This window comes from Nocardia thailandica NBRC 100428 (assembly GCF_000308795.1).
In the GTDB taxonomy this organism is placed as follows: domain Bacteria; phylum Actinomycetota; class Actinomycetes; order Mycobacteriales; family Mycobacteriaceae; genus Nocardia; species Nocardia thailandica.
Map to the genome: position 1 here is coordinate 22,201 of NZ_BAGK01000128.1, position 25,011 is coordinate 47,211.

Annotated in this window: 23 protein-coding genes and 1 pseudogene; 5 read left to right on the forward strand and 19 right to left on the reverse strand. The window is 72.7% G+C overall.

Annotated features, from left to right (window positions below; genetic code table 11):
• Positions 1–20: 20 nt before the first annotated feature.
• The gene (locus ON36_RS14425; protein ID WP_043652715.1) at positions 21–1,343 is read left to right on the forward strand and encodes an oxygenase MpaB family protein; all 1,323 of its coding nucleotides are present in this window, start codon (positions 21–23) and stop codon (positions 1,341–1,343) included.
• Between the two features lie 13 nt (positions 1,344–1,356).
• Here the strand turns inward: ON36_RS14425 and ON36_RS14430 are convergent, their stop codons facing one another.
• The 10 genes from ON36_RS14430 to ON36_RS36165 form a co-directional block, all read right to left on the reverse strand.
• Entirely contained in the window at positions 1,357–1,815 is a 459-nt protein-coding gene (locus tag ON36_RS14430) for a DUF6640 family protein (RefSeq protein WP_043652717.1), read from the reverse strand.
• Between the two features lie 4 nt (positions 1,816–1,819).
• Positions 1,820–2,410 carry a TetR-like C-terminal domain-containing protein gene (locus ON36_RS14435; RefSeq protein ID WP_043652719.1) on the reverse strand — a complete coding sequence of 197 codons (591 nt, stop codon included), beginning with the start codon at positions 2,408–2,410 and terminating at the stop codon, positions 1,820–1,822.
• Positions 2,411–2,502: 92 nt separating this feature from the next.
• Positions 2,503–3,552, reverse strand: a complete 1,050-nt coding sequence (locus ON36_RS14440; RefSeq protein WP_043652769.1) for an ABC transporter ATP-binding protein — start codon at positions 3,550–3,552, stop codon at positions 2,503–2,505.
• Entirely contained in the window at positions 3,549–4,361 is an 813-nt protein-coding gene (gene modB / locus ON36_RS14445) for a molybdate ABC transporter permease subunit (RefSeq protein WP_043652722.1), read from the reverse strand. Before modB ends, ON36_RS14440 begins: the two co-directional genes overlap by 4 nt.
• Positions 4,358–5,128: a molybdate ABC transporter substrate-binding protein gene (gene modA / locus ON36_RS14450; protein WP_043652724.1), complete on the reverse strand. Its 771-nt coding sequence runs from the start codon at positions 5,126–5,128 to the stop codon at positions 4,358–4,360. Before modA ends, modB begins: the two co-directional genes overlap by 4 nt.
• Positions 5,129–5,141: 13 nt before the next feature.
• Positions 5,142–5,543 carry a TOBE domain-containing protein gene (locus ON36_RS14455; protein WP_043652727.1) on the reverse strand — a complete coding sequence of 134 codons (402 nt, stop codon included), beginning with the start codon at positions 5,541–5,543 and terminating at the stop codon, positions 5,142–5,144.
• Between the two features lie 148 nt (positions 5,544–5,691).
• The gene (locus ON36_RS14460; protein ID WP_052313989.1) at positions 5,692–6,066 is read right to left on the reverse strand and encodes an ArsR/SmtB family transcription factor; all 375 of its coding nucleotides are present in this window, start codon (positions 6,064–6,066) and stop codon (positions 5,692–5,694) included.
• A 5-nt stretch (positions 6,067–6,071) separates the two neighbouring features.
• Complete coding sequence (locus ON36_RS14465; RefSeq protein ID WP_043652730.1) at positions 6,072–7,316, reverse strand: MFS transporter; 1,245 nt, start codon at positions 7,314–7,316, stop codon at positions 6,072–6,074.
• Positions 7,317–7,346: 30 nt separating this feature from the next.
• Positions 7,347–7,577, reverse strand: a complete 231-nt coding sequence (locus tag ON36_RS14470) for a hypothetical protein (protein WP_157224875.1) — start codon at positions 7,575–7,577, stop codon at positions 7,347–7,349.
• A gap of 326 nt (positions 7,578–7,903) precedes the next feature.
• Complete coding sequence (locus ON36_RS36165; RefSeq protein WP_043652736.1) at positions 7,904–8,095, reverse strand: MmgE/PrpD family protein; 192 nt, start codon at positions 8,093–8,095, stop codon at positions 7,904–7,906.
• Between the two features lie 437 nt (positions 8,096–8,532).
• On the opposite strand from ON36_RS36165, the gene ON36_RS14480 reads away from it, so the two are divergent.
• Positions 8,533–9,030, forward strand: a complete 498-nt coding sequence (locus ON36_RS14480) for a hypothetical protein (protein ID WP_043652739.1) — start codon at positions 8,533–8,535, stop codon at positions 9,028–9,030.
• 66 nt (positions 9,031–9,096) lie between these two features.
• Here the strand turns inward: ON36_RS14480 and ON36_RS14485 are convergent, their stop codons facing one another.
• Positions 9,097–11,001: an alkyl/aryl-sulfatase gene (locus tag ON36_RS14485; RefSeq protein WP_043652742.1), complete on the reverse strand. Its 1,905-nt coding sequence runs from the start codon at positions 10,999–11,001 to the stop codon at positions 9,097–9,099.
• 108 nt (positions 11,002–11,109) lie between these two features.
• Here ON36_RS14485 and pepN point away from each other — a divergent pair, with 108 nt between their 5' ends.
• On the forward strand, positions 11,110–13,587 hold the full coding sequence (gene pepN, locus ON36_RS14490; RefSeq protein WP_043652745.1) for an aminopeptidase N: 2,478 nt from the start codon (positions 11,110–11,112) through the stop codon (positions 13,585–13,587).
• Positions 13,588–13,591: 4 nt separating this feature from the next.
• Here pepN and ON36_RS32735 read toward each other — a convergent pair whose 3' ends face one another.
• On the reverse strand, positions 13,592–14,029 hold the full coding sequence (locus ON36_RS32735; protein WP_052313987.1) for an SRPBCC family protein: 438 nt from the start codon (positions 14,027–14,029) through the stop codon (positions 13,592–13,594).
• Between the two features lie 243 nt (positions 14,030–14,272).
• Between ON36_RS32735 and ON36_RS14500 the strand changes: the two genes are divergently transcribed.
• Positions 14,273–15,220, forward strand: coding sequence for an alpha/beta hydrolase (locus ON36_RS14500; protein WP_043652747.1), 948 nt, complete (start codon positions 14,273–14,275; stop codon positions 15,218–15,220).
• Between the two features lie 24 nt (positions 15,221–15,244).
• Here the strand turns inward: ON36_RS14500 and ON36_RS14505 are convergent, their stop codons facing one another.
• The 6 genes and pseudogenes from ON36_RS14505 to ON36_RS36925 form a co-directional block, all read right to left on the reverse strand.
• On the reverse strand, positions 15,245–16,249 hold the full coding sequence (locus ON36_RS14505) for a MerR family transcriptional regulator (RefSeq protein ID WP_043652749.1): 1,005 nt from the start codon (positions 16,247–16,249) through the stop codon (positions 15,245–15,247).
• A 10-nt stretch (positions 16,250–16,259) separates the two neighbouring features.
• Positions 16,260–16,919, reverse strand: a complete 660-nt coding sequence (locus ON36_RS14510) for a HEAT repeat domain-containing protein (RefSeq protein WP_174377571.1) — start codon at positions 16,917–16,919, stop codon at positions 16,260–16,262.
• Positions 16,920–16,998: 79 nt separating this feature from the next.
• A complete protein-coding gene (locus ON36_RS14515) occupies positions 16,999–17,493 on the reverse strand; it encodes a hypothetical protein (RefSeq protein WP_043652777.1) in 495 nt (164 codons plus the stop codon).
• 689 nt (positions 17,494–18,182) lie between these two features.
• The gene (locus ON36_RS14520; protein WP_043652752.1) at positions 18,183–18,686 is read right to left on the reverse strand and encodes a pyridoxamine 5'-phosphate oxidase family protein; all 504 of its coding nucleotides are present in this window, start codon (positions 18,684–18,686) and stop codon (positions 18,183–18,185) included.
• Between the two features lie 48 nt (positions 18,687–18,734).
• Positions 18,735–20,339, reverse strand: coding sequence for an FAD-binding protein (locus ON36_RS14525; protein WP_043652753.1), 1,605 nt, complete (start codon positions 20,337–20,339; stop codon positions 18,735–18,737).
• A gap of 492 nt (positions 20,340–20,831) precedes the next feature.
• Positions 20,832–21,191, reverse strand: a pseudogene (locus tag ON36_RS36925) (flavodoxin domain-containing protein); the annotation flags it as partial.
• Between the two features lie 44 nt (positions 21,192–21,235).
• On the opposite strand from ON36_RS36925, the gene ON36_RS14530 reads away from it, so the two are divergent.
• Entirely contained in the window at positions 21,236–22,489 is a 1,254-nt protein-coding gene (locus tag ON36_RS14530; RefSeq protein WP_052313990.1) for a TerD family protein, read from the forward strand.
• Here ON36_RS14530 and ON36_RS14535 read toward each other — a convergent pair.
• Positions 22,479–24,689 carry an MMPL family transporter gene (locus ON36_RS14535; RefSeq protein ID WP_052313988.1) on the reverse strand — a complete coding sequence of 737 codons (2,211 nt, stop codon included), beginning with the start codon at positions 24,687–24,689 and terminating at the stop codon, positions 22,479–22,481. The genes ON36_RS14530 and ON36_RS14535 overlap by 11 nt on opposite strands.
• Between the last annotated feature and the right edge of the window lie 322 nt (positions 24,690–25,011).

Consider the following 25,011-nt stretch of genomic DNA (forward strand, 5'->3'; position numbering starts at 1 on the left):
GGTGAAAGTTGAGGCTCCCGATGACGCTCCACTACCCCGAGCTCGATCGCCGCGCGCGCGGCCAGCGCGAAGCCCAGCCCGGGCTCTACGGCGCGATCGACTTCGACCACACGCCCTACCGGTTCACCACCGATCCCGCCGTCGAGTCGACGCTGCCCGCCTGGCGGGGCGAGCGCGCGCCCCTGCTGGACGACGACCGCATCGTCGAACTGATGCGCACCGCGACGATGCTCGGCGACGCGGTCGCCGACCCCTACGCGAGCCTGGTGCGCGAGTACGGCGTCCCCGGCCTGATCCGCATGCTGCGCCGGGCGTGCCGGGAGGGGGTCGACGCGGTGCCCGGCGCGCCCGCGGAACTGCGCGCCTTCCTGGCCGCGATGGAGGCGACTCCGGACTGGGTGGACATGGACCTGGTGGAGCGGGGCGCCCGGCACCTGCGGATCGGGGCGGCGTTCCTGTCGCCCTTCCTGATCCGGGGCGCCTTCCTGGCGACCTTCCTCAATACCTATGCGGCCCTGCCGATGACGCTGACCGGCGCCCTGTCGGGGCGGCGCGCGGCGCGGCGGGTGCACGAGACCGCGACGTTCTTCTCGATCACCACGCTGCCGAACGCCCTGCGGCGCGACGGCGAGGGTTTCGAGGCCGCGGCCATGGTCCGCCTCATGCACTCGATGGTCCGCGTGAACGCGCTCGCGCGGTCGGACCGCTGGGACGCCGCGGTCTACGGCGTCCCCGTGCCGCAGGTGGATCAGATGCCCGCGGGGCTGATCAACATGTACATCCTCGCCGCGCTCGCGGTGCACCGCGGCCGCGAGTTCGACGCGCGGGAACGGGCGATGCTCGAGTTCTGCCGCTACCGGTGCTTCCTGCTCGGCCTGCCCGAGGAACTGCTGCCCACCACCGCGGCGGGCATCGTCGACGTGCTGCACGCCCGGGCCGCGATGCTGCGGGCCGATTTCGACGACGCCACCTGCGGCGAGCTCGTGCGCTCGACCATGGCCGCGTATCTGCGCCCGGGCCGCACCCCACGGGACCGGATCGCCGACGCGGTCGAGCGGAGCTGGAGCAGACTGTTCTTCCTCGGCTTCTGCGGCGGCGACCGCGCGGCCGCCGCCGCCATGAGCGTCGACTTCCGGGCCGGGGACGCGGTCCGGATCGCACTCACCGCGCCGTTCGTGCTCGGCCGCTTCGTCGGGGCGATCGCGCTGGGCGGCAGGCCGTGGGCACGCGGGCCGATCGATCGCTACGCCATCCGCACCATCCGGCGCGAGCTGGCGATCTACGGCCACGCCGAATACACCACGGACGCGGCGGATTACCCGTCCGGACACGCGGCCGCCTGACCGCCCGGCCCGGTCAGCGCCGCGCGCGGACGAGCGACAGCGCGGCGGCGGCCAGCGCGCCGAGCAGGACCAGCGCGAGCAGGACCTGGGGGTGCAGGCCGAGCACCGTCGGATTGTCGAAACCGGGATCCTGGACCGCCGTGCCGGGGAAGAGGCCCGCGGCGAGCAGGCCGAGCCACGGCGTGGACAGGATCGCGCACGCCGTCCACACCCGTGACCGCGCGCCGTCACCGCGGCGCAGGACCAGCGCGAGGGCCAGCAGGCCGAGCAGGACGGACATGCCGATGTACTGCGCGTCGTGGAACTTGGCGTGCGGCGGCCACGCGTCGTTGCGTAGGTGCTGGGCCGCGCCGCCCGGAACGAGGAAGTCGGCGAGCGGCGCGCCGACGAGGGTGACGACGGCGACGAGCGCGGTCGCGACCCGGGCGGTGGCGGGAACAGGGGCCGCGGCGCGGGCGGCGGTATCGGGCATGGGGTCACGCACTTTCGGGGGTCGGGTGCCGCGGTGGACGGCCGCGCAGGAAGTCGTCGACGACGGCGTGGACGTGGTCGTCGCCGAAGGCGCGGTGCGCGACGAGCCTGCGGAAGAACAGCGGTCCGAGGAGCAGATCGACGGCCAGGTCGACGTCGAGGCGGGCGGGGAGCTCGCCCCGGTCCACCGCGGCCGTCAGGGTCTCGCGCACCGAGCGCGTACCCGCCTGGTACAGCGCCTCTTTCACCTCGGCGAAGGCCGGGTCGACCCCGGCCCGTTCGATCATCACCCGCATCCCCTGTTCGGTGACGGGCTCGTGCAGCATGGCGCGGGCCGCCGACAGCGCGGCGCACAGGTCGGCCCGCAGGTCGCCGGTCGAGGCGGGGCGGGCGCGCTCGATGTGCAGGGTCAGGGTCGCGCGGACCAGGTCGGCCGGCTCGGGCCAGAGCCGGTAGAGCGTGGCCCGGCTCAGGCCGCTGCGCGCGGCGACCGCGCCGTGGGTGATCCCGGCCAATCCCTGATCGATCAGCAGCGCGCGGGCGGCGGCCAGGGCGCTCTCCCGGCTGCGCACGGTCCGGGGGTCGGGGGGACGCACGGCACCTCCTGCGAGACAGAGTGTTTCAAAATTTCGAGACAAACTGTATCGAAGATTGCGCGCGGAGCACAAGGGTCCGTCGGACGGCGGAGTCAGGCCGGGTAGGTGCGGATCTCGGTCGCCTTCACCGAGGCCCACAGCCGCAGCCCGCTCTGCACCCGCAGGTCGGCGACCGTGGCCGGGGTGACCTCGGCCAGCACGGCGGGCGCGCCGTCGAGGCGGATCCGGGTGAGGTGGGCGTGCTGCTCGACGCCGGCGACGGTGACGGGCCACGTGTTGCGCGGGCTGCCGACCGGCGGCTCCGGGTACAGGGCGACGGCGCTGGGCGGGAAGGCGAGATACACCGGGCCACGGGCGGGTTCGGCGACGGTGAACGCGCCGCCGTCCGCGACGGTGACCGTCGTCCGATCGGCGACGCCCCGATACAGGTTGAGCCCGACCAGGTTCGCGACGTAGTCGGTGCGCGGGCGCCGGGCGACCTCGGTCGGCGCGCCCTCCTGGACGATCCGCCCGTTCTCGATGATGACGAGCCGGTCCGCCAGCACCATGGCGTCGAGCGGGTCGTGGGTGACGAGCACGGTGTGCCCGGCGAAATCGGCCAGATGGTGGCCCAGTTCGGCCCGCACCCGCAGGCGGGTGCCCGCGTCGAGCGCGGCCAGCGGTTCGTCGAGGAGCAGGACGGCGGGGTCGGTGGCCAGCGCCCGCGCCAGCGCGACCCGCTGCGCCTGGCCACCGGACAGCGCGCGCGGCCGCGCGTCGAGATGCCCGCCGAGGCCGACCCGGTCGAGCCACCGCGCGGCCTCGGCGCGGGCGTCCGCGCGCCGTCGACCACGGGCGCGCAGCCCGAAGGCGACGTTCTCGACGGCGCTCATGGTGGCGAAGAGCAGGTAGTCCTGGAACACGACCCCGGCCCTGCGGTGTTCGGGCGGGACGAACCGCCCCGGCGGTTCGTCCCAGAGCTGGTCGTCGAGCGCGACCACGCCGTGGTCGAGGGGGGTGAGGCCGGCGAGCGCGCGCAGCGCGGTGGTCTTGCCCGCGCCGTTGGGCCCGAGCAGGGCGACGACCTCCCCCGGCGCCACCTCGAACGCGATGTCGAGCGCGAACGCGCCCCGGTCGACCCCCAGCGATGCCCGCAGCGTCACAGCGGCCCCCTGGTCCACCGGTCGCGCAGGGCGGCCAGCACGGCCACCGACACCGCGAGCAGCACGATGCTCAGCACGATCGCGTCCTCGGGGTCGGTCTCGAGCGCCAGGTACACCGCGAGCGGCATGGTCGTGGTGGTGCCGGGGAAACTACCCGCGAAGGTGATGGTGGCGCCGAACTCCCCCAGGGCGCGGGCCCAGCACAGCACCGCGCCCGCGACGACGCCGGGCATGATCGCGGGCAGGGTGACCCGCCGGAACGTCAGCCACCGCGACGCGCCGAGGGTGGCCGCGGCCTCCTCATAGCGCGGATCGCTCGCGCGCAGGGCGCCTTCCACGGTGATGACGAGGAACGGCATCGCCACGAACGCCTCGGCCACGATCACCCCGGCGGTGGTGAACGGCAGCGAGACACCGAACCACTCGTCGAGGTGGCGCCCGATCAGCCCGCGCCTGCCGAGCACCAGCAGCAGCGCGACACCGCCCACGACGGGCGGCAGCACGAGCGGCACCGTCACCAGCGCCCGCACGAACCCCCGCCCCCGGACCTCGCCGCGAGCCAGCAGCCACGCCAACGGGATTCCGAAGATCAGGCACAGGACGGTGGCCGAGCTCGCGCACACCAGCGAAAGCCGCAGCGCCTGGCCCACTTCGGCGCTGGTCAGCCGCTCGGGCAGGGTGCGCCAGGGCGCGCGCGCCAGCAGCCCGATCATGGGCAGGACCAGGAAGGCCAGCGCCATGACGGCGGGCAGCACGAGGATCAGCGGGCGCCCGGCCCGTGCCGATCGTCGCCGGGTGCTCGTCGTCACGGCGTCTCGAACCCGGCCTGCGCGAAGACGGCCCCGGCCTCGGCGGATCCGATGAAGGTCACGAACGCGGCCGCGGCGGCGGCGTTGGGAGCCGTGGCCAAGGGCGCGATCGGGTAGTCGTTGATCGCCTCGGCCGATTCGGGGAAGTCGATGCCGGTGACCTTGCCGCCCGCGGCCCGCACGTCGGTGCGGTAGACCAGGGCGGCGTCCACCTCGCCGAGGGTGACCTTGGTGAGCACGGCCTTGACGTCGGCTTCGCGGGTGTCGGGTCGTGGGGTGATCCCGGCGGCCTCGAACACCGTCTTCGCGGCCGCGCCGCAGGGCACCTGCTCCGCGCACAGCGCGATCTTCTCGTCGGGGTTCGCGAAATCGGTGAGCCCGGCGATCCGGCCGGGATTGCCCGGGGGGACCGCGATCTCCAGGCGGTTGCGCACGAAGGTCACCGGTGTCGCGGTGACCTCGCCCGCGTCGACCACCTGCTGCATGTTCTTCGGCGCCGCCGAGGCGAACACGTCGGCCGGCGCGCCCTGCTGGATCTGCTGGGCCAGCGCCGAACTGGCCCCGAAGCTGAACACCACCCTCGTGCCCGGGTGGGCGGCCTCGAACCGCTCGCCCAGCGCGGTGAAGGTCTCGGTCAGCGACGCCGCCGCGAACACCGTCACCGTCCCCCCGACGCCGTCGCTCGGGGCCGCCCGGTCGCTGCCGCAGCTGGTCGCGGCCAGCGCCACCGCGCCCGCCGCGACCACCGCGCCGACACTGCGCATCATGGGGTTCACCTCGTCAGCTCTCCGGGATCTCGACGACGACATGCGTGGATTTGACCGAGGCCACCGCGACGCTGCCGACCTCGAGCCCGAGCTCGTCGACCGAATCCCGGCTCATCAGCGAGACCAGCCGGAACGGCCCGGCCTGCATCTCGACCTGCGCCATCACGGTGTCCTTCACGATCCGGGTGACGATCCCGCGCATCCGGTTCCGCGCCGAGCTGGCGACGGTGACCCCGGCGTCGGCCGCCTCGCCCGCGCCCGCGGCGAGGAAGTCGGCCAGTTCCCGGCCGGAGATCCCCTTGCGCCCGTTCTCCAGCTGGATCGCGGTCAGCCTGCCCTGATCGAGGTACCGGCGCACGGTATCGTCGCTGACCCCCATCAGGGCGGCCGCCTCACTGATCCGCAGATTCGTCACTTCCACAGCATATTGTCCGCATCTGCGGGCCGCATCGGGCACTGCGCTCCGCATCGGTGACATTCCGGTGACAGGGCGCTCTCCGCCCTCCGGGCGCGCCGGTGAGGCAGCCGACGGGTCGTGCGCGCGCACGGCGAGGCCGCGGTGGTTATTCGTGCGGACCTTCGCCGGTGACGAGGTGGTCGGCGAGGTTGAGGCCCTCGCGGACCAGCCGGGTGAGGTGACCGTCGCGGATGCGGTACACGATGCGCCGTCCGTCGCGACGGGTCTCGACCATGCCGGTGAAGCGGAGTTTGGCCAGGTGCTGGCTGACCGCGGTGCGGGAGGCGCCGCACGCCTCGGTCAGGGCGGTGACGTCGGCCTCGCCCTCGGTCAGCCGCCACAGCAGGTGCAGGCGGGTGGGGTCGGCGAGCATCCGGAACGCCGACGTCGCGGCGTCGAGGCGGGCGCGGTCGGGCTCGACGGCGTGGACCAGGCTGGGCGGCGCCGCGCTCGCGCCGGCGCCGTGATCGCCGCCGCCCATCGCCGTCACCGCCTTCCCGCTGTCACCGCCTCGGCGTCCGAGGGCACGCTCGCCGGCCACAGGTGCGCGGCCGCGATTCCGGCCAGTGTAGCCAGCCCGGCGAGCAGGACCGCGGCGGCGAACTGCCCGCCCGTCGCGCCGACCCATCCCGCGATCGGGTAGGTGATCAGGAAACAGGCGTGGGACAGGGAGAACTGGGCGGTGAACACGGCGGGCCGGGTGGTCTCGGTCGACCGGGCGCGCAGCAGCCGCGCCGACGGGGTGGAGATCAGCGAGGTGCCCGCGCCGAGGACCGGCCACGCCGCCGCCAGCAGCGCCCAGCCCGCGACCCCGGACCACGATCCGGCGGCGAGCACGGCGGCCGCGAACAACCCGCCGGGCAGCAGCGCCGCCCCGGCCAGCATGAGCCGCCGATCGGTGTACCGGCCGAGCAGGCGCGGGACCGCGAGCGCGACGGCCATCGATCCCGCGCCGTAACAGCCGAGCGCCAGCGCGACCGCGGCACCCGACCCGCCGAGCAGGCCCCGCGCGAGGACCACCGTGTTCACGACCACGGTGGCGGTCGCGGCGGCCACGGCCGCGTTCAGCGCCAGCAGCCCGCGCAGCACCGGGTCACCGGCCATGATCCGCGCGCCCGCGGTGATGCGCCGGGTCAGCGGCGCCGAGCGATCCGCCGCGACCGGCCGCGGCAGCGCGGTGCCCGACACCAGCACGGCGGAGGCCACGAACCCCAGCGCGGTACCGGCGAACAGCAGGTGATAGCCCACGACGGTCAACAGCAGCGCGGCGAGCACGGGGCTCAGCAGCGACTCCAGGTCGTAGGCCAGGCGCGACAGGGACAACCCGCGGGTGTAGTCCTCCTCGCGCGGCAGCAGGCCGGGGATCACGGACTGGAACGCGGGCGTGAAGGTCGCCGAGGCCGCCTGCAACACGAAGATCAGCAGATAGACCTGCCAGACCTGCCCGACGAACGGCAACAGCACCGCGACAGCCGCGCGCACGGCGTCCGCCGAGACCAGCAGCGTCCGCCGGGGCACCCGATCGGTCACCGCCGAGATCACCGGCGCCACACCGACATAGGCGGCCATCTTGATCGCCAGGGCGGTGCCGAGCACCGCACCGGCGGCGGCGCCGGCCAGGTCGTAGGCCAGCAGGCCGAGCGCCACCGTGAGCAGCCCCGTGCCCACGAGCGCGACCACCTGCGCGGTGAACAACCGGCGGAATCCCCGATGCCCCAGCACCTCCAGCACGATTCCGACCTCCTCACGTCCCGCACCATCCTAGGACAACATGTGCGCAACTGCGAACATGTGAACCCGACTCGCGGCTGATCTCGCGACGGCGGCGCGCACGGCCTTCGGGTCTTCGTCCTCCGCCGGATCCCGGGCGCCCAGACAGCCGACCGCGGTGCGCACGACGCCCATCGGATGGCACGTCTCGGGCAGCCGGGCGATCAGCGTCGGTGAAATCATGGATACCGGCGTCGAATTCGCCGTAGCGCGTATCAACACCGACCGATCCTTCTCGGCGACCGCCTCGAGCAGATCGCTGCGGCTGCCCGACAGGGCATAGAGAGGCGGCAGCGCGGCTGCCTGCGATCCGGTAGCCCCGTTCGGGCGCCCTCGGCGTGGATCTCGCGCAGGCCGGTCTCGGCGGCGGGCATCGCCGGCCGCAGGGTCGGCACCGGACAGATGACGGCGTGGTAGCCGATGGATTCCAGCGCCGCCGGGATCAGCGCCGACGTGCCGAACTCGGTCCTATTCGCGGGCCGCGGTGTCGATACCACCGCCCCGGAACTTCTCGAATTCGGCGGCGCCGGAGAGCGCTGCGGTGAATATCAGGTCCGCGCCGACGGGCACCGCGGCCGTGCCGTCGCGATGGCCGCACCGATCTCGTGCGCGTGCGGGCAGATACCCCGCGCCTGGGCGATCCGGATCTCGTACGCCGTGGCGACGCCGCGGATCAGGTCGTGACCCGAGCGGCCCGCGTGCTGCGCCACGGCGAGGACGGCGGGAATGGTGTCGGGCACCGCCCCGGGGGTCGGCGATGACCTCGGGGAAACGTCACGCGAGATGTTCCCCGGGCGGGAATTGTCCGGCGGAACGAGGCGTGCGGGCGATGTGATTCTTCACAGTGCGGCGCCTCCCGGACGGGTGCGAATTCCGATACTTTTCGCACGCTGCTCAGCGGCGCGAAACCGGGAAATACCTCGCAGATACCGACGGTTGCCGTGCCGAATCGGCGGAGTTGCGTAGTTTGCGAATACGGCGCGGCCCCGCCGGGTGGCAGATATGCGCATATCCGCCGATCATGTTGGGAATCAAGCTGGTTCGAACGAATCCCGGAAGAGCGGGTACGGTGATCGGGCGGCCGGCTGTGCTGTTCCGGCGGGCCGCTGTCGCATTCTCTGGGCACGTTCTCGATCCCGATGCTCTACCCCCTCGCACTGCGAATAGGAGATGAAACATGGGTTCCACCACTGCCACGGCCGTTCGCGCGGGCAGAATCGCCGAGATTCCCGGCGGGCTCGATCTGCTGTATCCGCAGACCGAAGTCGGCCTGACCTTCACCCTGATCCATTCCGACGGCACCCGCCACGGCGGGCACGCCGTCCTCGCCACCGCGGGCGACCAGCTGACGCTGCAGCAGATCCTCGACGGCCTTGCCGCGGAGGCGGGCACCGCCACCGGCCTCTACGTCCTCGGCGGGATCGCGCTGTGGAACCGGAACTGGAATCTGCCACAGACCCGCGATCTGATCGTCAACGCGCTGCCCGTCGGCAGCGTCGGGCAGATCGGCGGCGCCCTCGGCCTCGCTCCCGACCAGGTGGTGCAGTTCGACACCACCGGCTGGACGGCCGATGACCTCGACGTCCACTTCGGCTACCGCTACGACCGCCGCGCCCTGTGTGCCCTCGACCGGCAGGGCACGGAGTTCACCGTGCCGCACCACCCGGAGTGGTAGCCACCTCCGCGCAGTGCGAGACGGCCCCGCGACCGGCGACGGTCGCGGGGCCGTTCCGCCGCCGGATCAGGGCGTGACGATCGGGAACGCGGGATCGAAGGTGTCGAGCAGTGCGCCGAGCCGCGCGAGGGCCGAGCGATCGCCCTCGGTGGTCACCGCGCCGGAGGCGACGAGGTCCTCGGCGCCGCTCGGGCGCAGCAGGACCCCGATCAGCGCCGGCTTCGGTCCCGTGACGGTGAGCTGGGGCTCCGGCCCCACCCCGCGCCGGGCGTTGAGCACGCCGCGGCGCACCCACAGGTGCCACTGCTCACCGACGTCGGTGAAGTCGAACGCGATCCGGAGGTCGGCGTCCGCGGCCGCGTCCCCGAGGACGTGGATCGCGACGAAGTCGAACAGGATGTCCAGCGGCATGGCCAGGATGGAGTCCTGGCTGGCGGTGACGTACGGCGCGGGCTGCGCGCCGAGGCGTAGCTCCTTGGCCGCGGACAGGAAGATGCCGCGCCACTGCGGCCCCTCGGCCTGATACCCCATCTGCTCGTAGGCGTCGGCCTGGAGCTCACGCGCGGCGGTGTGGCCGGGGTCGGCGAACACCAGCTTGTGCAGGATCTCGGCCGCCCACCGGTAGTCCCCCGCGTCGAAGGCCCGCCTGCCCTCGGCGAGAATCGCGTCGGCACCGGCGAATTCGACGAAGCGCCGGGCCGAGTCGACCGGGGTGTGCGGGTGCAGCGAGACCGGGTCGCCGTCCCACATGCCCAGTTCCTTCGTGTATACCGCGCGCACGTCGTGGTGCAGGGTGCCGTGGTAGCCGCGGTTGGCCCAGGTGCGGCCCAGCTGGTCGGGCAGCTCGATGACCTCGGCCGCCTCGAGCGGGGTGTAGCCCTTGTTGGCCAGGCGCAGCGCCTGGTCGTGGATGAACTTGTAGGTGTCGCGCTGCGACTCCATCAGCGCGGTCACCTCCTCGTTGCCCCAGATCGGCCACGTGTGCGGGCCGTAGTGCACCTGCGCCTGATCGCCCCAGCGTTCCAGCGTCTCGTCCAGGTACCGGGCGAAGTTGCGGGCGTCGCGGGTGCGCGCCCCCCGCAGGGTCTGGATGTTGTGCAGGCTGTGGTTGAGGTTCTCGGCGCAGGTCAGGGCGGCCAGTTCCGGAATCCAGATGTGCATCTCCTCGGGCGCCTCGGTGTCCGGGGCGTACAGGAACTCGAATTCCAGGCCGGCGAGTTCGCGGCGGGCACCGGTCTCGGTGATGCCGTCGGTCGGCGACAGGTAGGAGACGGTGGGCCCCTTGGTGGAGGCGACGCCGATCCCGCAGGTGATGTGGCCGGTGGCGTTCAGGTCGAGCAGGGCGCCGAAGGCGTAGAAGCTGCGGCGCGCCATGGCATTACCCGCGACGACGTTCTCCCCGATGGCGTACTTGTCGAAGGAGGCGATGGTGCCGGGCGCGATGATCGGGACCTTGCCCGAGGCGACGTCGGCGGGGTCGACCACGCCCTTGACGCCGCCGTAGTGGTCGATGTGGGTGTGGGTGTAGATGATCGCGGCCACGGGCTTGTCGCTGACGTGGGCCCGGATCAGCGCCATGCCCTGCCGGGCCGACTCCACCCCGGCCATGCAGTCGACGACGACGAGCCCGTCGTCGCCCTCGATCACCGTCAGGTTGGCGATGTCGTTGTTGCGCACCTGGTAGATCCGGTCGGTGACCTGGTAGAGGCCGCCGAGCTTGATGAGCTGCGACTGCCGCCACAGGCTCGGATTCACCGAGTCCGGTGGCGCCGCGCCCTCCTCGATCCAGTCGAAGTCGTGCGGCGCGAAGATCACCGAGCCGTCCGCCGCGCCGACGTTGCCCGGCAGTTCCGCGATCAGGCCCCGCTTGGCGTCGGCGAAGTCCTGGACGTCGGCCAGGTCGTAGCGCGCGGCGGCATCGCGGTTGACCTGCGCGGTCCGTGGTGTGGCCGGTTTCGGCTGATAGCACATGTACCCACTCCGATCCGTCGGGTCCGAAGCCTCCAGGCTCACCCGGGCGCCGCCGGGTCGCCTCACCCGTCGCGGGTGAGATCCGCCGGTGACTGGCAGGATCGTGCCGTGTCTACCGCGAACCTGTCCCGTTCCGAGACCGCCGCGCGCTCGGCGGCGGTCACCGTGCGCTCCTACCGGGTGGAGCTGGATCTGTCCGGTGCCACCGATCCGGAGCGCGCGGGGTTCCCGACGACGACCACCGTGGAATTCGACACCACCGCCCCGGCGACGTGGCTGGACTTCCTCGGGTCCTCGGTCGAGGAGGTCACCGTCGACGGCGCCCCGGTCCCGGTCGAGTACGACGGCGCGCGCGTCGCGCTACGGGGTCTGACCGGGCACCACGTGGTGCGGGTGCGGGCGAGCGGGGTGTACAGCCGCTCCGGCGAGGGCCTGCACCGGTTCCTCGACCCGGCCGACGGCCGGACCTACCTCTACACCCAGTACGAACCCGCGGACGCGCGGCGGGTGTTCGCCTGCTTCGAGCAGCCGGACATGAAAGCGCCGTTCACCTTCGTGGTCACCGCGGACGCGGCGTGGGAGATCGTGTCCAACCGGCCCGCCGCGACCGAACACCGCGACGGCGCCACCCGCACGGTGGAGTTCTCCCCCACCCTGCCGATCTCGACCTACATCACCGCGATCGCCGCGGGGCCGTACCATCGCGTCGAATCATCGTGGAGCCGGGGCGATCTCACGGTGCCGCTGGGTGTGCTCTGCCGCCGGTCACTGGCCCGTCACCTCGACGCCGACACGGTCCTCACGGTGACGAAGCAGGGCCTCGACTTCTTCGCCGACCACTTCGGCTACCCGTATCCGTGGGGCAAGTACGACCAGATCTTCGTCCCCGAGTACAACCTCGGAGCCATGGAGAACCCGGGGCTGGTCACCTTCACCGAGGCCTACGTGTTCCGGGGCGCCGCCACGGCCGCCCAGTACGAGGGCAGGGCCAACACCATCCTGCACGAGATGGCGCACATGTGGTTCGGCGATCTCGTCACCATGGTGTGGTGGGACGACCTGTGGCTCAAGGAGTCCTTCGCCGACTACATGGGCGCGCTCGCGGCCGCGGAGGCCACCGAGTGGACCGACGCGTGGGTCGCCTTCGCCCATCGGCGCAAGGCGTGGGCCTACGCGCAGGACCAGCTGCCGACCACCCACCCGATCGTCGCCGACATCGCCGACCTCGAGGCCGCCAAGCTCAACTTCGACGGCATCACCTACGCCAAGGGGGCGGGCGTCCTCAAGCAGCTCGTGGCCTATGTCGGCCGTGACGCGTTCTTCCGCGGGGTGCGCCGCTACTTCCGCGCCAACGCCTTCGGCAACACCACCCTGGCCGACCTGCTCACCGAGCTGTCCGCCGAATCCGGCCGGGACCTGACCGGCTGGGCGCGGGCCTGGCTGACGACGACCGGCATGTCGACCATCGTGCTCGACGGTGCCGAGATCGTGCAGACCGATCCGCGCCCGCACCGGATCGGGGTCGGGCTCTACGACTTCGACGGCGCGGGTGACCTGGTGCGGCGGGAGCGGCACGACATCGACCTGGCCGCCGCGCGCACCCCGGTCGACCTGGCGCCCGCGCCGCTGCGGCTGCTCAACGACGGCGACCTCACCTACGCCAAGGTGCGCCTCGACCCGGAGTCGCTGGCCACCGTGGAACGGTCGCTCGACCGCGTCACCGATCCGCTGGCCCGCGGGCTCGTCTGGTCGGCGCTGTGGAACGCCACCCGCGACGGCGTGTACGACCCGGCCCGCTACCTCCGGGCGGCAGGCGCCTTCGCGCCCGCCGAGGCGAACACCGCGCTGCTGGGCGCCGTCCTGGCCAACGCGGGGTTCGCCATCGAGCACTATCTGACCGGCGAGTCCCGCGACCGGTGGCGCGGCGACTGGCTCGAACGGTGCTGGAGCGCGCTGCACGCGGCCGAGCCGAGTTCGGGCCCGCAGCTGGCCTGGGCGCGGGCGACCGCGGCCGCGGCGACGACGCACGACGGGCGCGCCGCCGACATCCGCGCCGTGCTGACCGGCGCGGCCACGGCGCCGGCGGGCCTGGCGCTCGACCCCGACCTGCGCTGGCTGCTGTGGACGGCCCTGGCCGCCACCGGCGCCGCCGACGCGGCCGACCTGGACGCCGAACTCGCCCGCGACGACACCTCCTCGGGCCGCACCGCGCACCGCGCCGCCCTGGCCGCCCGGCCCGATCCCGCGGTGAAGGCCCGCGCGTGGGCCGCCGCGCTCGACGACACCGCGCTGACCAACGACCAGCTCGACGCCGTCATCGCCGGATTCCGGGCGGGCGGGCGGCGCGATCTGATCGGTCGCTACGACGCCGACTACTTCGCCCGGCTGCGTGGGGTGTGGGAGCGGCGCAGCATCGAGATCGCCCGCCGGATCGTCACCGGCCTGTTCCCGGCGGCGGATTCGCCGCGCGACGTCGACGCCTGGCTCGCGGCGAACGCCGACGCGCCCGCGGCGTTGCGCCGCCTCGTCGTCGAGCAGCGCGACCACCTGGCCCGCGATCTGCGGGTGCGCGCCGTCGCCTGGTGACGGCTCAGCGGTCCGGGGTCGAGAAATCGCGTTCCCGCCAGTAACTCTCGGCGAAGGCGGCGAACCGCGCGGCCGCGTCGGTGGCCGCGCGGTGCAGGGTCCTCGCGTAGAAGACGCCGGGAATCGGCAGCGGCAGATGGAGTTCGGCGTGGTAGTCCACCACGGTGTCCGGCGGCTGGGAGGTGAGCCGGAACCAGCCGCGGCTGCGCGCGCCGATGATGCTGTCGTCCACCCACCAGGTGACCGAGCGGTCCGTCCAGCTGAAACCGAGCACCTGATCGTCGCTCCGGCCGCCGAGGCGCCCGCTGACGAACGCGCGCAGCGGCCTGCCACGCGCGTCGCGGTTGCCCGCCCTGACCTCGTGATAGAACGCCGACCACTCGGGCATCCGCTCGACCGCGATCAACGCGTCCATGACGTGATCGGCGTCGGCGGGAACCACGAATCGGATATCTGCCCTCGTCCGCACACTTCGCTCCCACCCCGGCGTCAGCGCCGAGTGTGACCCACCGGAACCGGGGCCGTCAACCGACCTCGTGACGCGCACCGAACTCGCCGGGGTGGCGGTTGTGACGGGACGGCGACACGGCGCGCGACACGGCGGGAACGGTTCGAAGCCGCGCGAAACCTATTGCCGAACACTAGTATTCGCAATGCACTCGCATCTCCCCCGAGAGGACCCACCATGTCCGGACCCCGCCGGCTGGCACTGGCCGCGCTCACCGTGCTCACCGCACTGGCCGCCTCCTTCACCACTCCGGTCACCGCGCACGCCGCCGCGGGCACCGTGCGCTGGGAGACCCGGGTCAGCGACCGCATCCTCGACATCGGCATCTCCTCGCCCAACCTGGAGGGGCCCGACTGGTCGGTCAAGGTCGTGCGCCTGCTGCTCCCGCCGGGCTGGTCCAAGAACGCCGCCCGCACCTGGCCGACGGTGTGGGTGCTGCACGGCGGGTTCGACGACCACAAGTCCTGGACCGACAAGGGCGATCTCGCCGCGCTCACCGAGGGCACCGACGCCATCTACGTCCTGCCCGAGACCAGCTGGTGCAGCGCGTATTCCGACTGGTACAACAACGGCGCCTACGGCGCGCCCGCCTGGGAGAAGTACCTGCTCGACGACGTGCGCACCCTGCTCGAGTCCGGATACCGGGCGAGCACCACCCGCGCGGTCGCGGGCAACTCCATGGGCGGCCTCGGCGCGATGAAGTTCGCCGCGAACCACCCCGGCTGGTTCCGGTCCGCGGCGGCCTTCAGCGGCAACGTCGACCCGCTGCACGACTCCGGCGCGCCCGGCGACCCCGACAAGCCCGGCCAGGGGTGCGCGGCCGACTGGAAGCGGGTATGGGGCGACTACACCACGACGGCCGGGCGCGCGATCTGGGCGGCGAACAACCCCTACACCCAGGCCGCGAAGCTGACCGGCATCCCGCTGTTCGTCTCCTACGGCAAGGGCGATCTGGTCGAACAGCCCGTCTACGAACAGAATTACCGCTTCGTCGACCACCTGCAGAGCCTGGGCGCCCAGGTCGACGAACGCTATGTCCCCTCCCAGGGCCACAACTGGGACGCCTGGAAGATCCAGATGGGCAACGCGCTACCCATGCTGCTGTCCTCCGTCGGGGCGCAGTAGGCGGGCCGGCCGGACGCCCGGCGGTCAGGCGCCGGGCGCGTGGTGTCGCAGGATCGCGGTGGCGGTGCCCGCCACCGCGCGGTCCGCGTCGCCGGTCAGCTCCGACAGGACGGCGCGCGCGGCCCCGCCCGGGATCTCGGCCAGCGCCTGGGTGACCCGCACCCGGGTCGGCGCGTCGCCGGTGGCCAGCGCGCGGCCGAGGGCGGCGAGGACGGTGTCGGCGGTCTCCGGGTCGTCGGCCGCGAGCAGGCCCAGCGTCTCGGCGGCCTCGACGTCGGAGCGACCGGCGATCACCATCGCGAGCAGCGCGGGCACCGCCGCGGGCACCTGCCTGCCACCGAGGGCCAGCGCGGCCCGGTCCCGCACCGCGGCGTCCGCGTCGGCCAGGGCGGGCCGCAGCACGTCCGTGGCGGCGGCGGTCGGCACGGCCGCGACGGCGAGGACGGCCCGGCGGCGGACCGCCACGTCCGCGTCGGCCAGGCCGGCCGCCAGTTCGGCCAGCCCCGCGCCCGCCGAGCGCGCCAGCGACCAGCGCAGCGCCCCGGCCACATTCGGGTTGTCCTCCGACAACGCGGCCGCGACGAGCGCCTCCACCGGCAGCCCGCCGTCCGCGCGCTGGGACAGCACCGCCCGCTGGCGCCGCCCGCTGTCCTCGGAGTCCAGCCCGCGCAGCAGCGGCACGATCTCGAGCACGTCACCCCACTGCGCCGGGGCGGCGGCGTCGATGCGTTCCAGGTGGCGCAGCAGCTCCTGCTCGGCGGCGATGCGCGCCCGGGTGTGCCGGATCAGGTCGCCGACGAGTTCCGACGGGGCGAAACCGGGTTCGTCGAGCGCGCGTCCCGCGTCGCCCAGCGACAGCCCGAGGGTGCGCAGGCACTCGACGTGGAAGAGGCGGCGCAGGTCGTCGGCGGAGTACTCGCGATACCCGCCGGGCGTGCGGACACTCGGCTGCACCAGGCCGAGCGCGTCGTAGTGCCGCAGCATCCGGGTGCTCACCCCCGACCGCCGCGAGACCTCACCGATCAACATGCCGCCTCCGCTATCCCTGGACGCCGGTCGCGGCGACGCGCTCGGCGTAGTCGATCGCGAACCCGCTCTCGGGGTCGAGGCGCAGCCGCTCGGCCGCCCCGGCGTGTGCCCGCACGCGCGGATCGCGGCTCGCCGCGGCGGCCGTCACCGCCGCGACGGCCGCGTCCCCGAGACCGACCAGCGCGCGGCTGAGACTCCGTCGCAGGTCGAGGTCGCCCCGACCCAGCGAGCGCGCCAGCCGGGCCGCGAGGGCGGCCTCCTCGCCGGGCGGGACGAGCGCGACGGCCGCCCGCCACGCGCTGCGCGCGACCTCGTCGTGGTCGTCCTCGAGCAGCGCGACCACCGCGGGGTACACCCGCCGGTCGCCGATCTTGGACAGCGTGTGCAGCGCCTGGCTGCGCGCCTGGGCGCCCGCCGCGCCGAGTTCGGCCGTGACACCGGGCACGACCTCGGCGGCGGGCATGCGGCACAGCGCCCAGGTCAGCATGTCGCGGACGAAGAAGTCCGGCTCGACCGCGCACCGCGCGATCACGGCGGGGACGAGCCGGGCGTCGCCCGAGGTCCCCGCGGCCAGGGCGGCCCGCAGCCGCGCCGAGGACGTGCCCGCGGCGAGGGCGGCGACGAGACGGGCGTCCGGCCCGTCGTAGTGGGTTGTGTTCACGACAACCACCTCCTTCGCCGTCCATTCGAGCCCTTGTCACTGTGTCAAGGTCAAGGGCGCTGTCGCGCGCGCCACGCCGCGGCGCGTTTCAGCGGGCCTGGAGCCGGTGCAGGATCTCCTCGAGCACCTCGCGCCCCGGCGCCCGGCCGGTCTGGTCGCGCAGGGCCGAGTTCGCGGGGTCGACCCACCGCCACAGCTCCGGGCCGAACTGCAGTTCGCCCGCCGCCTCGAGGGCCCGGCGATTGCGGGAGATCCGCACGCCGGTCGACAGTTCGAACTCCTTGGCCAGCATGGGGCGCAGGTACCTGTCCCAGTCCGCGCGCGTGCCGTCGGCGCGCGAGACCCGCATCTCGGCCCGCGCCCGCCAGTCCGACAGCATCTGGGCCGGACCGTTGCCGATCTCCTCCGGCAGCGGCTCGAGCCGCATTGGTCGGTGCCGCAGTGACCACACCAGCGTGCCCAGTGCCAGCCCCACCGGCAGGGTCACCCCGAGCGCCAGCCAGCCGGGGTGGCGGCGTAGGAGCAGCGCCTCGATCCCCGCGATCGCGAACAGCGCGACAAGGATCCAGGACACTCTGTGCATCGACACACTTCCACCCGTGACTACCGACGATTCGGGGCCACCGTAGAGGCGATCACGCCGCCGGTCCCCCGTTCCCGCGCAGTTCGGGCGGACAGACGAAGGAACCGGGAAACACCTTGTGACCGGGCCCAGGCGCGCATAGCTTACGGTTCCGCAATGTTGCGCCGATCACGAAGACATAAAGTTGTGTAACCGAAGCAATTGCGTGGCCGATACGCCCTTCGTCAACCGGTTGAACACGCAAGCCTCAGCTACGAAAAGGATGTACTCATGATTCCCGTCATCATCGACTTCGGCAGCTCGGCCCTCCAGGTCGGCATCGACACCCTCGGCGCCGCCCTGCACGGCATCGTGAACACCCTCTGGACCGGCTCCTTCGGCGGCCGCTGATCCGACCGAAACCGCAGGTGGACCGCCCTTCTCCGATGTCAGGAGTACGGGGCGGCGCCGGGAGCCCGCCGAGCGCGGCGGTGGCTCCCGGCACTGCGGGACGGTGACGAATTCGGACATTGCGCCGATTCCAAACAATTCACCGAATTCGATGTCCGGCGCCGGTCCACGACGCCGAGGGCGACGCCGTCACATCGACCCGAATTTCTCTGCCCCTGATTCTCGGGGCATTCCCCCGCAATTCCTCGCCGGCGCGGACACCCGTGTCCGGCTAATTCTCGTGGGCGGCCCGCCGTCGTTCAGGACGGTGAACCGTCGGCCGTCGTCCCCCCGAGGGGCATGGCGGGCAGGCCCAGTTTGCGGTGGTCCCACGTGCGGATCCGTTCCGGCACGACCCGCACCGCCACCCGCTTGTGCAGCATCTGCTCCACGAACGGGCGCATCTCCGGGGTGTAGGGCCCGGTGTAGCGCTCCCACACACTGACGCCGACGGCGAACAGCCGCTCCGGGTCCTCGACGATCTCGGCGCGGCCCTCGATCGACACGCCACGCAACTGGTCGTAGGTGTCGCCCGCCTCGACCAGCACGGTGACCCGCGGATCGCGGCGCAGGTTCACCGCCTTCTGCGACTTGGCCTTGGTCTCGACCCAGATCTCGCCGTCCAGCAGCGCGAACCACATGGCGGTCAGGTGCGCCACGCCCTCCCTGCCGAGCGTGGCCAGCGTGGCGATGCGGCTCGTCTCCAGGAAACGGGCGATCTCCTCGTCCGACATCACGATCTGCTTGCGTTGGTTGGCTCCCATGCGAACACTGTAGAACCTGTTACAGAAATTGCGCGCGGTCGCGGGGATTCAGGACCGGCGCGCCGCGGCCGCGCCGTGCGCGCCCGCGCGCCGCCCGGAGAACACGCAGTCGGCGATCGACAGGCCGCTGACATAGGAGTTCGAGCAGATCCCCACCGCGGTCCGGCCCGCGGCGTACAGCCCGGGGATCGCGGCGCCGGAGCCGGTGACGACCGCGCCGGAATCCTCGTCCACGACGAGGCCACCCAGGGTCAGCATGGGCATCGGGTAGGTGAGCCGGGCGCTGAAGGAGATGTCGAGCAGGGTGAACGGCCCGGTGCGCAGCGGGCGGCGGAGGTCGTCGGGCTTGCCGAACGGATCGGTGCGGTGCTCGTCGATGGCCCGGTTGTGCTCGTCGACCGTGACCCGCAGGGCCGCCGGGTCGATGCCCGCCTTGCGCGCGACCTCCTCGACGCTGCCGCCGCTGACCCGGCCGAGCCGGAGCAGGCGCTCGGTCTGCATGCGCTGGAACCACACCGACTGCGGGCCGAGCTGCTCGCGCCCGGCGGCCACCAGCTCGCTGTCCATGAGCAGCCAGGCCCGATGGCCCGGCGCCGCCGCGATCGCCGCGCCCAGCGCCGCGCCGTAGCGGGATTCGTCGATCATGCGCCGCCCGGTGACATCCACGGCGAGCGCGCCGAAGAACGCGCTCGGCGGCGCGATGAACCGCCACGTCGACAGCGAGTCCATCTTGGCGGTCGCGGCGCCGGCGTCGACGGCCATGGTGATGCCGCTGCCGTCGTCCGCCGCGGTCCCCAGCGGCAGGCCCTCCGACCAGGGATAGGTGGGCGCGTGCTCGGCCACCATCGCCTCGTGGGCGATGAATCCGCCGGTCGTCAGGACGACGGCGGCGCGCGCGCCGATCCGCACCGGCACCCCGTGCCGGTGCTCGATACGGTCGAGCTGCGCCTGCGCGGCGCGGCGCAGACCCGGGTGGTACACACCGGGTTTGGCGGAGACACGGGCCAGCAGCGCGAACCGGCGGCGCACCGCGACCGGCGCGTGCTCGAGCGTGATCGCCTCGACGCCGACGACCCGGCCGCCCTCGACCACCAGGCGGGTCACCCGGGTGCCGGTGCGCACCCGGACGCCGTGGCGGGCGGCCGACTCGGCCAGCGGCGCGAACACCTTCTTGCCCGAGACGCCGGGCCCGTGCGCGCGATGGCCGCGCTGGCGCGGCTTCGCCAGATCGCGGTAGCCGCCGGAGTTCTCGCTGCCGGAGTAGTACAGGTAGTAGTCGTCGGTCGGATAGGAGGTCTTGTAGGGGGCGAGGGACGCCTCGAAGGGCACGCCGTGCGCGGTCAGCCAGTCGATCATCGCCGGGGACTCCTCGCAGAACCGGCGCAGCGTCTCCGGGCGCACCGCGTCGCCGACCTCGGCCTCGAGATAGGCGAGCATGTTCTCGACGTCGTCGTCGACGCCCGCCGCGCGCTGTACCCAGGTGCCCGCGCCCGCGTAGATGATCCCGCCGGACAGGGTGGTCGCGCCACCGCCGAGGTAGCGGTCGAGGGCGAGCACGTCGGCGCCCGCCTCCCGCGCCGCCAGCGCCGTGACCACGCCCGCGCCGCCGTAGCCCGCCACGACGACATCGGCCGAGTAATCCCAGGACTGCACGCGTACCACCTTCCGGCCGATGCGCGCTCGGCACCGTTGCCGCGTGGTCGACTATAACGTGTTCTAGAAACATCGCCGGGCGAGTCCGCGCGGCGGGCTCGGTCGGCGGTCGCGTCCCCCTCGGCACCCGCACCGCGGCCGTGTCGTCCTCGTCTCGTCCTTCGTCGCCGCCGGCGGAACACGCCGGGACCGCCCCGGGTGGCGGGGCGGTCCCGGCGGCCGAACCTTCACGGAGCGCGGCCTGCACGACGCTGGGCAGGAGACCGGTCTGGCTCGTCCGGGGGATACCCGATTTCGTCGCGCGCTATCGCCGTCGTGCGTGTCGCCCGGCCCCGGGCGGGTCAGGCGGCGCGGCGCCCGCCGAGCGCGCGACCCGCCTGCACGCAACGTTCCTTGGCGTCGGGACCCGGCCACACCGGGACCTTGAGCGGCTCGGCGACCAGCGCGCCGCGGCTGCGCAACTTGTCGTCGAGCAGGTCGACCGCCGCGCCGGTAGGGGCTGTAGGCGGCGTCGCAGGACCCGAAGGCCAGGCCGAGTTTGCCGCTGAGATCGACGGTGTCGAGCGCGTGGTAGAGCGCGAGGCACTCGTCGGCCAGCTCGCCCTCCATCCACGTGTAGGAGCCGAGCGCGACGATGTCGTAGCCGGACAGTTCCGCGGCGTCGACGGCGAAGATCTGCTTGACCTCCGTCGTCACGCCCGCCTCGCCGAGGCCGGTCGCGAGCAGATCCGCGATCTCCTCGGTGTTGCAGGTGATACTGGCAAAGAGCACGATCGCTTTCAAACTGTCTTCCGTTCCTGGTCTCGAATCGCTAACCGTTGTCATGCAACCCGATTCGGCGGTCAACCACATTACAGTGGGCCGGAGAACACATCGACGACTCGAGGGGGCTCGTGGTGGCCGAACACCTGACGCAGGGGCACAGCGGCGACCTCGCCGAGCACGATCTGGCGGTCATCGTCGACACCGACGCACCGGTGGACGTCTCGGCGCTGCTGGTCGGCGCCGACGGCGTCGTCGGCGCCGACGACGATTTCGTCTTCTACAACCAGCCCAGCGGGACCGGTGTCGCGCTGCTGCCCGGCTCGGCCGGTCAACCCGCCTGGCTGGCGGTGTCGCTGGCGGCGGTGGGCGCGGCGGTCGAGCGGATCCGGATCGTGGTGGCGCTGGACGGCCCGAACGCCGCGCTGGGGCGCTACGCCCCGCCGGTCGCCACGGTGGCCGACGCGGCGGGCCACGATCTGTACACCTATCGCATCGACGGGCTGACCGAGGAATCGGCCGTGGTGGCGCTCGATCTGTACCGGGACGGCACGGCCTGGCGGGTCCGCGCCGTCGGCGAGGGCCGCCCCGACGGTTTCGCCGCGCTGCTCACCGAGCACGGCGTGCGGCTCAACGGCCGGGCGCGGGCCCCGCGCCCGGCGTCGGTCCTCACCGAAACGCCGGCGGGCGCACCCGCATTCGCCCCGCCCACGCGCACGATCCAGGTGCCCGACGACGGGTGGCGGCCGCGACAGCCCGCCCAGGACGGCCCGGTGATCCGCCCGCTGGACCTGCCGCTGCAACCGGAGTACCCGATCGCGCTCGAACGGGGCCACCAGATCACCCTGCGCAAGCGGACCGGGTCGGCGCTGAGCTTCGTCAAGATGGGCCTCGGCTGGGACCCGATCCGCCGCAACGGCTACGGCGGCAACCGGCTCGTCGACATCGACCTCGACTCCTCGGTGTGCCTGTTCTCCGGACACCAGCTCGTCGACGTCGCCTACTACGGCCAGCTCACCGCCAAGGACGGCTCGGTCCGGCACCTGGGCGACAACCTGACCGGTGAGGGCGACGGCGACGACGAGATCATCCTGGTCGACCTCACCCGGGTCCCGGAGCGGGTCACCACGCTGGTGTTCCTGGTGACCTCCTACAAGGGCCACACCTTCGAGCAGATCAACAACGCGTTCTGCCGCCTGGTCGACGGCGCCGACAACGCGGAGCTCGCCCGCTTCGCACTGCGCGGCGGCATGCCCTACACCGCGCTGGTGATGGCCGTGGTCTTCCGCGACGGGCCCGACTGGAAGCTGCGCGCGCTGGGCGAGGGCTTCCACGCGACCCATCCCGGCGAGGCCATCCCCCAGCTCGGCCGGTTCCTCATCGCCTGACCGGGCCGCTGGGCACGAGATCGGTGGCGGGGCCGGGCGGTTCGTCGTCGAGGACGACCTCGCCCAGCCCGGCCCGGCGCTGCCACCGTTCCAGCCACGCCGGCGCCCACCAGCACCGGTCGCCGAGCAGGCGCATGGTGGCCGGGACGAGCAGCATGCGCAGGAGGGTGGCGTCGATGACCAGCGCGGCGATCATGCCGTAGGCGATGTACTGCATCATGACCAGGTCCGACAGCGCGAAGGCGCCGACGACCACCAGCAGGATCAGCGCGGCCGCGGTGATGATGCGTCCCGTGTGCGCGGTGCCGATGCGCACGGCGTCGGTGGTCGAGGCGCCGCGGGCACGGGCCTCGACCATGCGGGAGAGCAGGAACACCTCGTAGTCGGTCGACAGGCCGTAGACCACGGCCATGATCACCACCAGGATGTTCGCCTGGATGGGTTGCGGGGTGAAGTTCAGCAGCCCGGCGCCGTGCCCGTCGACGAAGATCCAGGTCAGGATGCCCAGGGTGGAACCGAGGCCGAGCGCGCTCATCAGCGCCGCCTTGATCGGCAGCACCAGCGAGCCGAAGGTGAGCAGCATCAGCACGGTGGTGACCAGCACGACCAGGGCGATCATGATCGGCAGCCGGTAGAGCAGGGCGTTGATGGTGTCGTACTGCAGGGCGGGCATGCCCCCGACGAGCATGCGCACCCCCTCGGGCCGGTCGAGGCCGCGCAGGTGGTCGACGGTGGTGCCCGCCTGGCCGGAGTCGACGAGAGTCGTGCTGGTGCGGAAGATCTCGGGGTCGCCGGGCGACCGGGTGGGCGCGGGGAACGGGTCGGCCAGGCCGGGCGCGCCGTTGGCCTCGCGCAGCAGCGCGCCGATCGCCGTGGTGTCGCGGCCGGTGAAGATCAGCTCGATCGGGTCGGAGCGGCGGTCGGGGAAGGTGGTGTCGATCTCGGTCTGCGCCAGGCGGGTCGGGTTGTCCGGCGGCAGGTACTTCTCGCTGAAGCCGCCGAAGATCAGGTTGCCGATCGGGATGATCAGCGCGATCAGCAGCACGACCAGCGGGACGGCAACCGCGCGCGGATACCGCATGACCCAGCGGGTGCTGCGGCCCCAGAATCCCGCTTCGACCTCCTCGGCGGTGCGGGTCCGGGTGAACCGCTTCAGCCCGCCCGCGTCGACGCGACGGCCGAGGACCGCCAGGAGCGCGGGCAGGATGGTGACGGCGGTGAGCGCGGCCATCGAGACGGTGGCCATGGCGCCGTACCCGATGGACTTCAGGAAGCCCTGCGGGAACAGCAGCAGCCCACCGAGACTCGCCACGATCATGATCGCCGAGAACAGCACGGTCCGGCCCGCCGTCGTCACGGTGCGGCGCACCGCGGCGGCGGTGTCGTGGCCCTCGGCCAGCTCCTCGCGGAACCGGCTGACCACGAAAAGGCCGTAGTCGATGGCCAGGCCGAGCCCGATCATCGACACGACCGGGGAGACGAAGGTGTTCACCTCGGTGACCTCGGTCAGCAGGCGCACGATCCCGAAGGCGCTGAACACGGTCAGGCCGCCGACGACGAGCGGCAGCGCGGCGGCGACCAGCCCGCCGAAGACGAAGAACAACAGCACTCCCACCGCGGGGAAGGCCAGCAGCTCCATCCGGTGGATGTCGGCGGCGATGGTGTCGTTGAGCGCGCCCGCGACCGGTTGCAGGCCGCCGACGCGCACATCGATGCCGGGAATCGCGAACGCGTCCTTGACGATCCGGTAGTTGCGCAACATGGCGGTGTCGTCGTCGCCGCGCAGGGCCAGGGCGGCGACCGCGCGGGTGCGGTCCGGGGTCGCGGCCGCGCCGCCGCTGAGCTTGCCGGTCTCCGTCGGCCAGTAGGCGGCGTTCACCCCGGCGATCTGGTCGGGGTACCGGCGGGGCAGCTCGTTCAGGCTCGCGACGACCGTGGCCGCGAAATGCGGGTCGTCGACGGTCTTTCCGGGCGGTGCGACATAGAGCACGACCACGTCCACGTCGTGGTTGCGCCCGAACGCGGCGTCGGCGAGGCGGCTGGCCTGTGCCGACTCGGAGCCGGGGTCGAACATGCCGCCCGAGCTGAGCCGTTCGGCGTGGCCGAGACCGAGCAGCGACATCCCGAGCAGGCCGGCGGCCACCACCCCGATGACCGGCCACCGCCACCGCGCGACCCGTTCACCCCACCAACCGAACACCGTGCCCCCTGTGCTGCCGCTCGTCCACCATCGAACCGCCGACCCTCTCTCCCGCCGTGCCAGGGCGCACGGATACACCCTCTCCCCCGAACGGTTCACCGCCGCATCGGGTTCCCGGTGGAGGGTGAAAGACCGTCCGAGGTGTCGGCACATGGGGATCGAAGTGACCTTCGATGTGGGGGGATTCGCGGCGGCGGCGGAGGCGTTGCTGGCCCGAAACCCTCTGCGGCACACGGTGATGGACACGTGGGTGTCCGAGCAGGCGACCGCGCCCGGCACCGCGCCGGTGCTGTTCGCGACGGTGCGCGACGGCGCGGGGGCG